Genomic DNA, 15,099 nt, shown 5'->3' on the forward strand with positions numbered 1-15,099 from the left:
CCCCCCACTGATTAAAGTTTCACTTTATTTCGTCACAAGTTCTTTTTTATACACCGGAGTTAATGGTTCATTCCCTTCTAGCACCTCTAAAATATTGCGCATTGCCATTTCTGCCATTGCATCACGTGTTTCAATCGTTGCATTTCCAATATGAGGTGTTAACACAACGTTTGTTAATCCTTTTAATTTTTCTGTAATTTCCGGTTCGAACTCGAACACATCAAGTGCCGCTCCTTCAATTTCCTTTGTCTCTAAAGCATGAGCAAGTGCTTCTTCATTCATAATTGGACCACGTGCCGCATTAATAATATAAGCAGTTTTTTTCATCATTCTAAACTGTTCTTCATCAATCATATGATGCAACTTTGGATTATACGCACAGTTAATTGTAATAAAATCTGCTGTTTGTAATAGTTCTTCTAGCGTTACATATGTTGCTTCTAATTCTTGCTCCGCCTCATACTTACGACTTGGCCCTGTATACACAATATTCATACCAAATGCCTTTGCTCGTTTCGCTACCGCTTTTCCAATTTCTCCAAGACCAATAATACCGATTGTTTTACCATATACTTCACGCCCTAAGAAAAAGAGCGGTGCCCAGCCATTAAAACCAACTGTACGACATAGTGTATCGCCTTCTGGAATACGACGTGCTGCTGCTAAAAGAATTGCAAACGTTAGCTCTGCCGTTGCCTCCGTTGAAACTTTTGGCGTGTTTGTTACCGCTATGTCTTTTTCTACTGCATATTTATAATCAATATTGTCATATCCAGCACCGTAGTTTGCAATAATTTTCAAATGCGGTGCAGCATCAATAACTTCTTCCGTAACTTTTGTTGAAAGTAAGCTTAATAATGCGTCTTTATCTTGCACACGTTTCACTAGTTCTTCTGTGCCAATTAACTCTTCCTTATCATACATTTCTACTTCATGACCTCGTAACAACTGTAGTCCGATTTCTGGAATTTGTCCTGCTATTAAAATTTTCGCCATGTTTAAGCATCCTTTCTTTTTTACATAAAAATATGCCCATTCAATATTATTGTAAAAAATTCCGTAGAAAAAAGACAAGGAATTTGATTAAACTATATAAATCCGTTTTGATTGTTCTACATTTACGTTGCAGTTATGTGGAACAAAAGATGATATGCACTCGTTTTTCTTTTTGTTTTATCACCGTTCTTTATAAAAATATGAAAAGAGGCTGAATACATTCAGCCTCTTTTCATAGAAATCTCACTTTATTCATCTTTTCCTTGTCCTAGCTTCACATCAATTGTTCCTTCTGCTACTGTATCACTAATTTGTTCTTGTATAATTGCTTGCTCTGATTGATCTTTTTGCAAAGCATTGCTCTGATTCGTTAACTTTCCAGTATCTTTATATTGTTGTTTCGCCATAAGAAGAGCCTCCTTTTTTGTTCAACGTTAGTGTAAACAAAAAAAGCAGTTTTCATCCCGTATTAACGGACAGTAAGGGGTAAATCCCCTACTAATAAAAATCACAATGCATTCTCTTTTACATATTCAATCGATTTCATGTTTCGGATTCGTTTTTCAAATGTTGCAATGTGCGTTACACCATGATTACGAAGTGTTTCTATATTTTCTTTTACGTAACTTCCTAAATCATTCGGGAAATGTGCATCTGACGAAATTGTAATCGGAACACCATAATGTACTAAGCGCTGTAAAAACAAAGGGCTTGGACACATTTCTCTTACAGGGTATCGATAATATAAACCAGCATTCACTTCCGTAGCTGTATTTGTTTCGATTAAAGCCTGGGCAATTTTCTCATAATACGGTAATTGTTCATTTTCATCTAAGCGATAATTAAACACTTTTATATTATCTAAATGTGCAACAATATCAAATAAGCCAGAACGTATTGCTTTTTCTAACGTTTGAAAAAATGTCTGATATAACATACGTAAATCGTGTTGTCTAAAATAATTGTCTGTATCCGGATTATCAAATCCCCATCCATTAATAAAATGAACAGAACCAATCACATAATCCCAATTCCCTAACGTTAATAACTGTGACAGTTCTTCTTCCCCGCCAATGAAATAATCTGCTTCTATCCCAAGGCGTAATGTCACGCCTCGTTTTTTCCATCTTTCTTTCGCATCTTCAATTGCTTTCGTAAAGTTTCCAATCGACTCTACTCTTACTTGATCTAGCCATTCTTTTTGCAGATGTCCAAGTTCAGAATCACTAATATCGACATAGCGCTCATAGTATTCTTTCGCTTCAGAAAAACGATATAAGTGGTCAACGATTCCAACTTCCCGTATTCCTTTGCGCACTGCTTCCTCTAAGTATAAATCAATCCACTCCTGTGAAAACGCACCTTCCTTTACCCGCTTTTGCAAACGTTCCCCTATCTTTAAGATCCATTCCATTGAATGTTTCTCTTCCTCAATCGGTGCAAAATACTCGAGCGCTTCATTTGTGCGTGATAACCACCGCATTGAATACGGCCCTTCTTCTAAGTGAAGGTGATAATCTACTCTCATCTTTCTCCCCTCCTATAATGTATCAATTTCTTTTCTTTCGCCCACTCTTGACAATTGTCCTTGGCGTTTATTTAATTCTTCTACTATCTCTTGTAATGAGACATTTTTTTCTACTAGTAACACTAAGCAATGATACGTAAAATCAGCAATTTCTTTTATAAGCTCGTCTTTCTCATCATTTTTCACTGCAATTACAATTTCAGTACATTCTTCTCCTAATTTCTTTAATATTTTGTCTTCACCTTTTGTAAATAAGTAATTTGTATACGACTCAGAAATAGGATTCTCTTTTCGCTGTAGAAGTGTTTCATATAACTGTTGCAACACATCGCTCATTTCCTTTTCCCCCTATAACACCTTATTATGAAAACATGACTTTTCTCCTGTATGGCAAGCTACACCAACTTGCTGAACAACTACCATAATAGAATCTTGATCGCAATCTAAATATAATGATTTCACATGTTGGACATGTCCTGATGTTTCCCCCTTATTCCACAAACTGCTTCGTGAGCGAGAATAAAACCAGGTCATTTTTGTGTCTAATGTTTTTTCATACGCTTCTTTATTCATATAAGCTAGCATCAAAACTTCTTTTGTTCCTTCTTCTATCACAATAGCTGGCAATAATCCTTTTGAAAAATCCGGCTTCACAATCTCACCTCAATTTGCGCTTCTTGTAACTTTTGCTTCGTTTCTTGAATGGTTGCCATGCCGTAATGAAAAATAGAAGCCGCTAACGCTGCATTTGCTGATGTTTGCTGAAAAACTTCTGCAATATGTTCAATTGCCCCGCATCCACCCGAAGCAATTACCGGAATACCAACTGATTTTGAAACTGTTTCTGTTAAAAGTAAATCATAGCCATCTTTCGTCCCATCTGCATCCATACTCGTTAAAAGTAATTCCCCGGCGCCTAAACTTTCCACGCGTTTTGCCCATTCGATTACATCTATTCCTGTATCATTGCGGCCTCCATTTACATATACATTCCACTTGTTTTCTTCGACCTTTCTTGCATCAATTGCAACGACTATACATTGAGAACCAAATTGCTCTGCTCCTTCTTGTATTAATTCTGGTCTTCGTACTGCCGCTGAATTTAATGAAACTTTATCGGCACCTGCTCGAAGTAATGCATACATATCTTGAACAGACGAGATTCCACCTCCAACGGTTAGAGGAATAAATACTTGATTTGCTGTACGTTCTACAACATCAATCATTGTTTTTCGTTCTTCATACGTTGCTGTAATATCTAAAAACACAAGTTCATCTGCACCTGCTTGATTGTATACTGCGGCAATTGCAACAGGATCACCAACATCTTGTAACAAGGCAAAATTTATTCCTTTTACAACACGACCATTTTTCACATCCAAACATGGAATAATTCGCTTTGTTAGCATATGCCTGTCACCTGCAATGCTTCTTCTAACATAACTTTTTTATCATATAATGCCTTCCCAATAATAACGCCATATAAGTTCATATCCTGTAACTTCTCAACATCAGCAAGCGAACTCACACCGCCGGAAGCAACAATTTGAATCGATACTTCATCTTGCAATTTTTGTAATTGTTCGAAATTTGGGCCTGCAAGTGTTCCATCTCTAGAAATGTCAGTAAAAACAAGCGTCTGTACACCTATTATCTCCATTTCCTTTGCGAGTTGTATGTAAGACGTTTCAGACACATCTAGCCATCCTCGCGTTGCTACATAGCCATTTTTCGCATCAATTCCTATAATAATTTTATCGCCATATAATCGAACTGCTTCTTCTACAAATGGACGATCATACAATGCTGCTGTTCCAAGAATTACTTTCATTACTCCAACTGATAACAGTGTTTCAATTGCAGCAACCAAGCGAATCCCGCCCCCTACTTGCACTGGAATTCGCACTGCTTTGCAAATATCTTCAATGACAGACAAATTCTCTGAACGACCAGCAACAGCTCCGTCCAAATCGACAATGTGTAGTACACGTGCACCAAGTTGTTCAAATAGTAATGCTTGGGCAACTGGGTTTTCATTCATTACTGTTTCTTGTTGAAATTGTCCTTGATACAAACGAACGCAGCGGCCATTTTTTAAATCAATAGCTGGGAAGATTTCCATGTTTCTATAACCTCCTTAAAATTTCGTAATATTTGAATTCCTATTTCACCACTTTTTTCAGGATGGAACTGAGCCCCAAATACATTTCCTTTTGAAACAATTCCCGGTACGAGAACACCATAATCACTAGCACCTACTACAACGTCACTCGGACATTGTGCATAATAAGAATGAACATAATAGACGAAAGCACCATCCTCTATTTTATTCCATAAAGGATGTTCTTTTTTCTTCTCCAACTTATTCCATCCCATATGAGGAATTTTATATGGTACATCTAGTTTCTTTACCGTTCCTGGAAGCAGCCCTAACCCTTTCGTTCTTTCAATCTCTTCACTTCCTTCAAATAATAGCTGCATCCCTAAACAAATTCCAAATAGCGGTTTTCCTGCAATCGCAACTTGCTTCAAAACAGAAATTAGTCCTTTCTCTTCTAAACAACGCATCGCCCTTGGAAACGCACCAACCCCCGGCAAAATAACGCCGTCGCTATTTAGAAATGCTTCTACTTCATCTGTTACAATATACTCTGCTCCAATATGTCTTAACGCTTGCTCTACGCTGCGAATGTTGCCCATTCCATAATCTACAATCGCAATCATATTACAACAGTCCTTTCGTGGAATTTACCCCTATAATTTTTTCGTTTTTTTCGGTTGCATCACGTAGTGCACGTCCAAACGCTTTAAAAAGTGCTTCAATTTTGTGATGCGTATTACTTCCATATATAACTCGTGCATGTAAAGTTATGTTTGCTGCATGAGCTACCGCGCGAAAAAATTCTTCAGCTAGCTCCGTGTCAAAATCACCCAATTTTGGATTTGTAAATTCACCGTCAAACACGAGGTAGGACCTTCCACTTATATCAACAGTAACAAATCCTAACGCTTCGTCCATCGGTACATAGGCTGTGCCGTAACGATTAATTCCTGCTTTATCACCAAGCGCTTCTTTTAAACAGTTTCCAAGAACAATGCCAACATCTTCTACCGTATGATGAGCATCAATATACACATCGCCATCAGCTTCAATCTGCAACCCGAAGCGGCCGTGCCTTGCAAATAATGTCAACATATGATCAAAAAAACCAACTCCCGTTTGAATTGAAACTTCTTGATTATCATCTAATTGCAGTGCTACAGAAATTTTTGTTTCCGTCGTACTTCTCGTTTGTTTGGCAGCACGCATTACTTTTCCCCTCCTTCAAAGCGAATTTCAATTGCTCTTGCATGAGCTTGTAATCCTTCTTTTTCTGCTAGATTGACAATATGTTGTTGCACTTTTCCAAGAGCCTCTTTTGTATAAAATAAAAAACTCGATTTTTTCACAAAATCATCAACAGATAATGGAGAAAAAAACCTTGCTGTTCCACTCGTTGGTAACACGTGATTCGGACCTGCCATATAATCACCTAATGGTTCCGGAGCATACGGGCCTAAAAAGATAGAGCCTGCATGTTGAATATACGGAAGAGCGGTCATCGGTTCTTTTACATGTAACTCTAGATGTTCCGGAGCAATTTCATTTGAGAGCTGAAATGCTTGTTCCAATGAATCTGCAACAAGAATCGCTCCGTTTCTATTAATGGATTCACGAGCTATTTCGCTTCTCGGAAGGCTCATCAATTGTTTTTCTATTTCTCTATTCACTTTCTGTGCTAATTCTAAACTAGTTGTGATACAAATAGCAGTTGCCTGTACATCGTGTTCTGCTTGCGATAATAAATCAGCAGCAATATACGCTGCATTTCCCGTTTCATCAGAAATAACAACAATTTCAGACGGACCAGCAATCATATCGATATGAACAGAACCAAATACTTCTCGCTTCGCTAATGCAACATATATATTTCCTGGTCCTACAATCTTATCAACACACGGAATCGATTCCGTCCCGTATGCTAACGCAGCAATTGCTTGTGCTCCCCCTACTGTATATACCTCATCAACTCCAGCAACTTTTGCCGCAGCTAAAATATGTGGATCTACGCCTTCACAATTCGGCGGTGTTACCATGAAAATCTTATTGACGCCCGCAATTTTTGCTGGTAAGACATTCATGAGCACTGATGATGGATACGCTGCCGTTCCTCCTGGTACATATACACCAACAGTTTGCAATGGCCGAACAAGCTGCCCGCGAATAATCCCTTCTTTCTCTGTATCAATAAAAGCTTGTCTTTTTTGCTTTTCGTGATAGGAAATGATATTCTTCTTTGCTTCTTCCAATGCTGCTAAAAATGCTGGTTCAACACTTTGATAAGCTAACTCTAGTTCTTCTTCCGAAACTTGAAATTGGGTCAACTCTACTTTGTCAAAAGCCTTCGTATACGAAAATAGCGCATCATCTTTCTTTTCTTTTACATTTACGACAATTTCCCTTACATCTTGTTGTATTTTTTCTTCTATTGTATTAGCCTGTTCTCTTAGTTGTTTTACCTTCCATAAAATATTTGAATAATCCTCATATATAATTCCCATATCTATCCTCCTATTATTTCTTTTCTACTAGAACACCTTCCATTTTATTTATAATATTGAATATTTCGTCTTTTTTCATTTTTAAAGATGCTTTGTTTACAATTAAACGTGCTGAAATGTCACAAATTTCTTCAAACACTAGTAATCCATTTTCTTTCAACGTTTGTCCCGTTTCTACAATATCAACGATTGCATCTGCTAATCCTAACAGAGGGGCAATCTCTACAGAACCTTCTATTTTAATAATCTCTACATCTTCTCCCTTCTTACGGAAATATGCAGAAGTAATATTCGGATACTTTGTTGCAATCCTCTTTTTGTTATAACCGTTTGGACTATACGACGAGACGGAAGCAACGCAAAATCTACAACGTCCTACCCCTAAATCAATCATTTCATATACATCGTTTTCATATTCAAGCAAAATATCTTTCCCAACAACACCAATATCCGCGATACCATGCTCGACATATGTTACGACATCAACTGCTTTTACAAGAATGAATGAAACTTGTGAGTTTTTACTTTGAAATACAAGCTTCCTTCCTTTATCCTTTAGCTCTGAGCAATCCATGCCGATTCGTTCGAATAACGAAATCGCATATTTTTCTAATCTCCCTTTCGTTAACGCAATTTGAATGCTACGCATGAGGATTCTCCTTTTTTCTGCATGATCCATTTACCTTGCCAAACATATTCAACTAAAGTATCTCCTGATACATCAATTACAGTTTTCACATCATGTGCTCTTGCAAATTGAAATGTATCTTGTAAATTTTCTAACATGGACAGTTCTACCTTTATACCATCTTTCCCAAGTAAAATACGTAATTTTTCTGCTTCTGAAATCATATCTAACGAATAATATATGAGGGAATCTATTTGTTTTTTGTATGAATTTTCTTTACGTTCTTGTAAAGTACGTACAATTTGATTTACTTGAATCGCTAGGCCTACAGCCGGTAAAGACTCACCAAAATTCCCAATCAATTCATCATATCTCCCGCCGCTCACAATCTCTTCTCCAACATCACATATATATCCTCGAAAGATTACACCGGTATAATAATTAAGATGTTGAATCATCCCCAAATCAATAGATATATATTGACCATAACCAAGACGATCAATGTTTTCATATATATTTTTTATTCTCGTAATGGCTCTTTTCATTTCTTTACTCACAGCAAGTTTTTCGGCCTCTTCAACTACTTCTAATCCTCCAAATAAACGAGGCAACTTTTGTAATAATCGCACTGTTTCGTCTTGCATATCTAACTGCTTTTCTTGTAAAAAGCGGGACAAAGCAGCAAGGTTTTTACTTTCAATATACTCTCGCAATGCATATTCATCTTCTTCTCGCAAAGATAATTTTTTCACAATAGATTTATAGAGCTCCACTTGGCCAATTTCAATTTTAAATGATTGAATACCAGCTGATTGTAAAGCTGCAATCGTGCTTACAATACACTCAACTTCCGCACGTATATTACCAATACCTATAATTTCAATTCCAGTTTGTGTAATTTCATTATATTTTCCCGTTAAAGATTCATTTGCTCTAAAAACATTTCCACTATATGTTAATTTAAATGGTGTTTTCATCTTTTTTGTCCCAATTACACGTGCTAACGGAATTGTCATATCTGGTCTCAGAACGAGGATACGTCCTTCAGAATCAAAAAACTTATACATTTTTTCCTCATCAACAGGACGATTTTGAAATGCAAATACATCATAAAATTCAATCATAGGTGTCCGGATTTCTTCATATCCCCTATCGATAAATGTTCGTCTTAATCTTTGTTCAATTTCTTCCATTATTGTACATTCTTGAAATAAAAAATCTCTTGTTCCATTCGGATTGGCTCGTTTCCATTTTTTCATCATTACCCCCCCTACTTTCTCGGCACATATATACAAAAAATCTACAATGATAACATGTCTATTATGCTTCTTTTATATGTCCATTTTTAACTTCTTGAACTTCTCCAACTCAACACTCAGCTATCCCTTGTAACACGATAAAATTAGGAATATTCCGACAGATTTGCTACGAGTTCATCTTCGTCAATACTCATACATTCATAACATAGCGCTTATAAACGAAAAAAAGAGCTATGTAGATAAAAATACCTACATAGCTCTTTGGAGAATGTAGGTACAACAGGAATAACCCTTGTACCTACACGTTTTTTCACGCTAGGTTCAAGGGTTTATGTATGATGATGTTGTGTAAATAAAATGACTGATTGGAAAGTAAACATTCTCATTACTCCCTTTCTCCTCTTAGTTTTAAGTCAGTATACTACCAATTAAATTGAAAGTAAATCATTTTCATTTAATTTTTTTTACAAAATTAGTTATTTATTTTGTATTTCTATCCATTCACACATATTTTTATCTCATATTCTGTAATCGCATTCTCATACTGAAGTGTAACCCCAATATCATCTAAACCACTTAGCAATTTTTCTTTCCACATGCGTTCAATAGAAAAAGAAAAGCTCATCTTAGGAGTTATTATTACTTCATTCTCTAAATCTATTTCTATCATCGTCTGCGGCTGAGTAGCCGCAAGTTGCTTACGAATCTCCTTTTCCATTACAATCGGAAGTATTCCATTTTTCGTACAATTCATATAAAAAATATCTGCAAAACTTCCTGCAATGATTACGCGAAATCCATAATCCGCAAGAGCCCACGGGGCATGTTCTCGAGAAGAACCGCAACCGAAGTTTTCTCCTGTAATTAAAATTGTAGCGCCATTTTGCTCAGAAGCGTTCAATGGAAAGTCAGGGTTTTCTTGACGATTATCTAAATAGCGCCATTCATCAAATAAAAACTTTCCAAATCCGGTTCTTTCAATCCGCTTTAAATACTGCTTCGGAATAATTTGATCGGTATCGATATTATCATGCATCAATACTGCAGTCGTACCTTTATGAATACGAAATGGCTCCATCGTAGTTCTCCTTTCTCACATCAACAAAATGACCGTAAACTGCAGCGGCTGCAGCCATAGCTGGGCTAACGAGATGCGTTCTCGCTCCCTTTCCTTGTCTTCCTTCAAAATTACGGTTTGAAGTAGAAGCGCAATGTTCACCTTCTGGCACTTGATCTGGATTCATGCCAAGACACATCGAACATCCAGGTTCCCGCCACTCAAATCCCGCTTCTTCAAAAATAAGGTGCAATCCTTTTTTCATTGCTGCATCTCTCACTTGTTTTGATCCAGGGACAACAAGAGCCCTTACTCCTTCTTTTACTTTCTTCCCTTTCACAACCGCAGCAGCAATTTCTAAATCAGATAAACGGGAATTTGTACAAGAACCAATAAACACGTGTTGAATTGGAATATCCATTACACGTTGACCCGGTTGAAGATCCATATACGCATAGGCACGTTCAGCATTTTTATCAGTTGCCGCCGGAAGCATTTCATCGACGCGAAGTCCCATTCCTGGATTAGTCCCCCATGTTACATATGGTGCCAATTTTGTCACATCGACTGTAAGGACCGTGTCATACACCGCATCTTCATCCGTATATAATTCACGCCATTTTCCCACTGCTTGTTCAAACTCTTTCGGTGCATATTGGCGCCCTCTTACATACGCAAACGTCGTTTCATCCGGAGCAATCATACCTGCTTTTGCTCCTCCTTCAATCGCCATATTACAAAGTGTCATTCGCTCTTCCATTGTCATTTCTTGTACAGTATCTCCATAGAACTCTATCACATGTCCTGTTCCAACAGAAACACCGTATATGGCGAGTAAATGTAGAATAATATCTTTTGCATATACACCTTTTGGCAATGTTCCTTTTAATTCTACTCCCATCGCTTTTGGCTTCCGTTGCCATAAAGTTTGGGTCGCTAATACATGTTCAACCTCACTCGTACCAATCCCAAACGCCAGAGCACCAAACGCTCCGTGTGTCGCTGTATGACTATCACCGCACACAATTGTTTTTCCCGGTTGTGTTAATCCAAGTTCCGGTCCAATCACATGGACAATCCCTTGCACTTCATCTCCTATATCCGCTAATCGTACATGAAATTGCTCGCAATTATGACGAAGCGTATCCATCTGTTGTTTTGCGATATGATCTGTAACGTTCCATACATCCTTTGTTGGCACATTATGATCCATTGTCGCAAACGTTAAATCCGGTCGCCGCACCGTTCTCTTTGCAAGCCGCAAGCCCTCAAAGGCTTGCGGTGACGTTACTTCATGAACGAGATGAAGGTCAATATATAATAAATCCAATCCATTGTCATCTGTTGCTACAACATGTCGTTCCCATAGTTTATCGAATAGTGTCTTCCCCATTATCGCCATCTCCCCACAAGCGCCTGCTCTTCCAGCGCTTGTAATACACACTTTGTAAACGAAGTTGTCGTTTCATTCCCGCCCAAATCGGCTGTACATTTTCCAGAGCGAAGAACTGTAGAAATGGCTTCTTCAATTGCTTCTCCTTCTATTCTTAACCCAAATGATTGTCCAAGCATCATTGCAACGGAGCGAAGCATAGCGATTGGATTTACTTTATTTTTCCCAGCAATATCTGGCGCCGATCCATGAATTGGTTCGTACAGAGACGGACCGTTCTCCGCATGACTTGCAGACGGTAACATTCCTAATGAACCGGCTAGTACAGATGCTTCATCACTTAAAATATCACCAAATAAATTTTCTGTAACGATTACATCAAATCGGCTTGGATTGCGAATGAGTTCCATTGCGGCAGCATCTACTAATAAGTGCTCTAACTCGACCTCGGGGTGGTGTACTGCTACTTCTTCTGTTACTTGTCGCCATAGTTTACTAGATTCTAAAACATTTGCCTTATCAATAGAAGTTACTTTTTTCCGGCGCTTTTTCGCTAATTGAAATGCATAAGAAACAATTCGTTCTACTTCACGCCGGTGATAAGTAAGTGTATCTGTTGCCATTTCTTCTGTTCGTTCTTTCGGAAACGAAAAATAGATTCCGCCTGTTAATTCACGAACGACAACAAAATCAACTTGCTCGGCTGTTTTTAGCGGTGATAAGTGCGCCGTCGCTTCTTCTACAGAAACTGGGCGAACGTTTGCAAAAACTCCTAACCCTTTTCGCAGTGTAAGAAGTCCTTGTTCAGGACGTTCTTTTTTATGATCCCAATACGGGCCTCCAACTGCCCCTAGTAATACTGCATCACTTGCTAAACATGCCGTTAATGTGCGGGGAGGAAGAGGCTGGCCGTATACGTCAATTGCTGCGCCTCCAAACAATTCTTCTTGCAAATAAAATTTATGACCGAATAACCTTTCTACCATCTCTAACACTTGCTTCGCACTCGCCATAATTTCTGGCCCAACTCCATCACCGGCTAAACAAACGATTCGTTTTTCCATCTTCAAGCACTCCTTTACGATTTTGTAAGTGATCGTAATGCTTTTAATTTCCCTGCTGCATATACGTAAGCACGGGCCGAAGCTTCTAGTACATCTTGCGCTACGCCAAAACCAGAAACTTGATGCCCATCTTCTTTCAATTCAACATGAACATGAGCTAATGCATCTTGTCCTTGTGTAATCGATTGAATACGATAGTCAGCGAGTTCACATTGTAAATGAAGAATTCTTTGAATTGCATTATAAATCGCTTCAATGCTACCTGCTCCAGTCGCAGCATCCTCCAGCTCATTCCCCTCAGTATCTTCTAAGCAGACGGTTGCACTTTGAATACTGTTTGATACAAAATGAACTTGCAATTGTTTAATATCATACTGCTGCTTAGCAAATGCAGTTTCCCCTAATACAAGCGCTCGTAAATCTTCTTCTGTAATTTCTTTCTTTCGATCCGCTAATCGTTTAAAAGCACGAAATGCTATGTCCCTCTCTTCTTCTGTAAAATCATAACCTAACTCTCTCATCTTCTCTGTAAATGCGTGGCGTCCGGAATGTTTCCCAAGTACAAATTGATTTCGCTCTTCTCCTACTAGAGAAGGTGAAATAATTTCGTAAGTAGATGCTTCTTTTAAAACCCCATCTTGATGAATACCAGATTCATGGGCAAACGCATTGGCACCAACTATTGCTTTGTTTTTTGGAACAACCATTCCTGTTAATCGACTTACAAGTGTACTCGTCGTTTTAATTTCTTTTAATTGTATGGAAGATGACGCCTCGTAGTAATCATTTCGAATATGAAGTGCAACTGCAATTTCTTCAAGAGCAGCATTACCAGCACGTTCTCCAATACCATTAATCGTCCCTTCTACTTGAAGGGCACCGCCTTCAATTGCCGCTAGTGAGTTGGCTACTGCCATGCCGAGATCATCGTGACAATGACAAGAGAAAATAGCTTTCTCATAAGATTGAACATGTTCTTGCAAATATTGAAAAAGAGAATAATATTCTTCCGGATTGGTATATCCTACTGTATCAGGAATGTTAATGACATCTGCGCCGGCGCGAATCGCAACTTCTACAGCTTCCGCTAAAAAAGAAGAGGTTGTTCGCGTTTCATCTTCTGCAGAAAACTGCACTGCTGGAAATAATGATTTCCCAAGCTTTACTGAGCGATAAATTGTATTTAATACTTCATCCTTTGACATACGGAGCTTATATTTCATATGAATATCACTCGTTGCCAGAAAGACATGTAACCGAGGGGAAACGCCTCCTTTTAACGCTTCATATGCAGTACGAATATCACTTTCCTTAGCACGGGCTAAACTCATAACAGAAGCATTTTGAATTGTTTCGGCAATCCGTTTTACTGAGCAAAAATCACCTTCGGAAGCGGACGCAAAGCCCGCCTCCATCACATGAATTCCAAGCCTCTCTAACTGCCGTGCAATTTGTAATTTTTCTTGTTCATTTAAATTTACTCCAGGTGATTGCTCCCCATCACGAAGCGTCGTATCCATGAACAAAATTTGCTTCATATTACTTAACCTCCATTTTCACTCTCGGCTTCACAAATGGCATCATCTCACGTAGTTTTCGACCTACTTCTTCAATTTGGTGCGCATTCTCCGCTGTATTAATCGCATGGAATTTTTGTCTTCCTGTTTTATGTTCCGCAATCCAACCTCTAGCAAATGTTCCATCTTGAATATCTTTTAATACTTCTTGCATCGCTTGCTTTGTATGCTCTGTTACAACACGCGGCCCCGATACAAAATCTCCCCACTGCGCTGTGTCCGAAACTGAATAGCGCATATTTTCTAATCCGCCTTCATACATAAGATCGACAATAAGCTTTAGTTCATGTAAACATTCAAAATAGGCGAGTTCTGGTTGATAGCCTGCTTCTACTAACGTTTCAAAACCTGCTTTTACAAGAGCCGTTGCTCCTCCGCAAAGTACTGCTTGCTCTCCGAATAAATCTGTTTCTGTTTCTTCTTTAAACGTTGTTTGGAGTACACCGGCGCGAGTTGCTCCGATTCCATCTGCATACGATAGTGCTTTTTCATAAGCCGTTCCTGTTGCATCTTGATAAACTGCAAATAACGCTGGCACGGCTGCACCTTCTACAAATGTGCGGCGGACAAGATGCCCCGGTCCTTTTGGCGCTACAAGGAATACATCTACATCTTCCGGCGGTGTAATTTGATTAAAATGAACGTTAAATCCATGAGCAAACACAAGTGCATTTCCTTCTTGCAAATTCGGTGCAATTTCTGCTTCATATACTTCCGGCTGTAGTTCATCTGGAAGCAATACCATTACAACATCTGCTAGTTTTGTAGCTTCAGCAACCTTATATACAGAAAACCCATCTTCCTTCGCCTTTTCCCATGACTTTCCTTGCCGAAGACCTACAACAACATCAAAACCGTTATCACGTAAATTTTGTGCATGAGCATGACCTTGTGACCCATATCCTACAATCGCTACTTTCTTTCCTTTTAATACATTTACTGTTACATCCTTTTCATAATAAACTTTCGCCATTTTCTTTCTCCTCCTATATTTT

General features: G+C 38.4%; 17 protein-coding genes. All 17 read right to left on the reverse strand.

Going from position 1 to position 15,099, the window contains the following annotated elements; all coding sequences use genetic code 11:
• Positions 1-24: 24 nt before the first annotated feature.
• The gene (locus BR72_RS18210; RefSeq protein WP_035435270.1) at positions 25-996 is read right to left on the reverse strand and encodes an NAD(P)-dependent oxidoreductase; all 972 of its coding nucleotides are present in this window, start codon (positions 994-996) and stop codon (positions 25-27) included.
• A 248-nt stretch (positions 997-1,244) separates the two neighbouring features.
• Positions 1,245-1,403: a DUF4025 domain-containing protein gene (locus BR72_RS25850; RefSeq protein ID WP_081904929.1), complete on the reverse strand. Its 159-nt coding sequence runs from the start codon at positions 1,401-1,403 to the stop codon at positions 1,245-1,247.
• Between the two features lie 101 nt (positions 1,404-1,504).
• A complete protein-coding gene (locus tag BR72_RS18215) occupies positions 1,505-2,524 on the reverse strand; it encodes a histidinol phosphate phosphatase domain-containing protein (protein WP_035435273.1) in 1,020 nt (339 codons plus the stop codon).
• A gap of 12 nt (positions 2,525-2,536) precedes the next feature.
• On the reverse strand, positions 2,537-2,860 hold the full coding sequence (gene hisE / locus BR72_RS18220) for a phosphoribosyl-ATP diphosphatase (protein WP_035435277.1): 324 nt from the start codon (positions 2,858-2,860) through the stop codon (positions 2,537-2,539).
• Positions 2,861-2,872: 12 nt separating this feature from the next.
• Positions 2,873-3,178 (reverse strand): phosphoribosyl-AMP cyclohydrolase, encoded by a 306-nt coding sequence (gene hisI / locus BR72_RS18225; RefSeq protein WP_035435280.1) that lies wholly within the window; start codon positions 3,176-3,178, stop codon positions 2,873-2,875.
• Positions 3,175-3,933 (reverse strand): imidazole glycerol phosphate synthase subunit HisF, encoded by a 759-nt coding sequence (hisF, locus tag BR72_RS18230; RefSeq protein ID WP_035435282.1) that lies wholly within the window; start codon positions 3,931-3,933, stop codon positions 3,175-3,177. The genes hisI and hisF overlap by 4 nt, the downstream gene beginning before the upstream one ends.
• Positions 3,927-4,646: a 1-(5-phosphoribosyl)-5-[(5-phosphoribosylamino)methylideneamino]imidazole-4-carboxamide isomerase gene (gene hisA, locus BR72_RS18235; RefSeq protein ID WP_035435284.1), complete on the reverse strand. Its 720-nt coding sequence runs from the start codon at positions 4,644-4,646 to the stop codon at positions 3,927-3,929. Before hisA ends, hisF begins: the two co-directional genes overlap by 7 nt.
• On the reverse strand, positions 4,619-5,248 hold the full coding sequence (gene hisH, locus BR72_RS18240; RefSeq protein ID WP_035435287.1) for an imidazole glycerol phosphate synthase subunit HisH: 630 nt from the start codon (positions 5,246-5,248) through the stop codon (positions 4,619-4,621). Before hisH ends, hisA begins: the two co-directional genes overlap by 28 nt.
• A gap of 1 nt (position 5,249) precedes the next feature.
• Positions 5,250-5,834: an imidazoleglycerol-phosphate dehydratase HisB gene (gene hisB, locus BR72_RS18245; RefSeq protein WP_035435289.1), complete on the reverse strand. Its 585-nt coding sequence runs from the start codon at positions 5,832-5,834 to the stop codon at positions 5,250-5,252.
• The gene (hisD, locus tag BR72_RS18250; protein WP_035435291.1) at positions 5,834-7,126 is read right to left on the reverse strand and encodes a histidinol dehydrogenase; all 1,293 of its coding nucleotides are present in this window, start codon (positions 7,124-7,126) and stop codon (positions 5,834-5,836) included. Before hisD ends, hisB begins: the two co-directional genes overlap by 1 nt.
• Before the next feature lie 13 nt (positions 7,127-7,139).
• Entirely contained in the window at positions 7,140-7,775 is a 636-nt protein-coding gene (gene hisG, locus BR72_RS18255) for an ATP phosphoribosyltransferase (protein ID WP_035435293.1), read from the reverse strand.
• Positions 7,751-9,013, reverse strand: a complete 1,263-nt coding sequence (gene hisZ, locus BR72_RS18260) for an ATP phosphoribosyltransferase regulatory subunit (RefSeq protein ID WP_035435295.1) — start codon at positions 9,011-9,013, stop codon at positions 7,751-7,753. The genes hisG and hisZ overlap by 25 nt, the downstream gene beginning before the upstream one ends.
• A gap of 493 nt (positions 9,014-9,506) precedes the next feature.
• Positions 9,507-10,091, reverse strand: a complete 585-nt coding sequence (leuD, locus tag BR72_RS18265; RefSeq protein ID WP_035435297.1) for a 3-isopropylmalate dehydratase small subunit — start codon at positions 10,089-10,091, stop codon at positions 9,507-9,509.
• A complete protein-coding gene (gene leuC / locus BR72_RS18270) occupies positions 10,069-11,463 on the reverse strand; it encodes a 3-isopropylmalate dehydratase large subunit (protein ID WP_035435299.1) in 1,395 nt (464 codons plus the stop codon). Before leuC ends, leuD begins: the two co-directional genes overlap by 23 nt.
• Positions 11,463-12,527, reverse strand: coding sequence for a 3-isopropylmalate dehydrogenase (gene leuB, locus BR72_RS18275; RefSeq protein WP_035435301.1), 1,065 nt, complete (start codon positions 12,525-12,527; stop codon positions 11,463-11,465). Before leuB ends, leuC begins: the two co-directional genes overlap by 1 nt.
• Before the next feature lie 14 nt (positions 12,528-12,541).
• A complete protein-coding gene (locus BR72_RS18280; RefSeq protein ID WP_035435303.1) occupies positions 12,542-14,065 on the reverse strand; it encodes a 2-isopropylmalate synthase in 1,524 nt (507 codons plus the stop codon).
• 1 nt (position 14,066) lies between these two features.
• Positions 14,067-15,077, reverse strand: coding sequence for a ketol-acid reductoisomerase (gene ilvC / locus BR72_RS18285; RefSeq protein ID WP_035435305.1), 1,011 nt, complete (start codon positions 15,075-15,077; stop codon positions 14,067-14,069).
• Between the last annotated feature and the right edge of the window lie 22 nt (positions 15,078-15,099).

The sequence above is a fragment of the Bacillus sp. UNC322MFChir4.1 genome, assembly GCF_000746135.1.
In the GTDB taxonomy this organism is placed as follows: domain Bacteria; phylum Bacillota; class Bacilli; order Bacillales; family Bacillaceae_G; genus Bacillus_A.

Coding starts and splice junctions, on each gene's coding strand:
- hisG (WP_035435293.1), bottom strand. CDS start 7,775: ATGCGTAGCATTCAAATTGCGTTAACGAAAGGGAGATTAGAAAAATAT.
- BR72_RS18215 (WP_035435273.1), bottom strand. CDS start 2,524: ATGAGAGTAGATTATCACCTTCACTTAGAAGAAGGGCCGTATTCAATG.
- leuD (WP_035435297.1), bottom strand. CDS start 10,091: ATGGAGCCATTTCGTATTCATAAAGGTACGACTGCAGTATTGATGCAT.
- BR72_RS18210 (WP_035435270.1), bottom strand. CDS start 996: ATGGCGAAAATTTTAATAGCAGGACAAATTCCAGAAATCGGACTACAG.
- hisF (WP_035435282.1), bottom strand. CDS start 3,933: ATGCTAACAAAGCGAATTATTCCATGTTTGGATGTGAAAAATGGTCGT.
- hisA (WP_035435284.1), bottom strand. CDS start 4,646: ATGGAAATCTTCCCAGCTATTGATTTAAAAAATGGCCGCTGCGTTCGT.
- hisH (WP_035435287.1), bottom strand. CDS start 5,248: ATGATTGCGATTGTAGATTATGGAATGGGCAACATTCGCAGCGTAGAG.
- BR72_RS18280 (WP_035435303.1), bottom strand. CDS start 14,065: ATGAAGCAAATTTTGTTCATGGATACGACGCTTCGTGATGGGGAGCAA.
- ilvC (WP_035435305.1), bottom strand. CDS start 15,077: ATGGCGAAAGTTTATTATGAAAAGGATGTAACAGTAAATGTATTAAAA.
- leuB (WP_035435301.1), bottom strand. CDS start 12,527: ATGGAAAAACGAATCGTTTGTTTAGCCGGTGATGGAGTTGGGCCAGAA.
- hisB (WP_035435289.1), bottom strand. CDS start 5,834: ATGCGTGCTGCCAAACAAACGAGAAGTACGACGGAAACAAAAATTTCT.
- hisD (WP_035435291.1), bottom strand. CDS start 7,126: ATGGGAATTATATATGAGGATTATTCAAATATTTTATGGAAGGTAAAA.
- hisZ (WP_035435295.1), bottom strand. CDS start 9,013: ATGAAAAAATGGAAACGAGCCAATCCGAATGGAACAAGAGATTTTTTA.
- hisE (WP_035435277.1), bottom strand. CDS start 2,860: ATGAGCGATGTGTTGCAACAGTTATATGAAACACTTCTACAGCGAAAA.
- BR72_RS25850 (WP_081904929.1), bottom strand. CDS start 1,403: ATGGCGAAACAACAATATAAAGATACTGGAAAGTTAACGAATCAGAGC.
- leuC (WP_035435299.1), bottom strand. CDS start 11,463: ATGGGGAAGACACTATTCGATAAACTATGGGAACGACATGTTGTAGCA.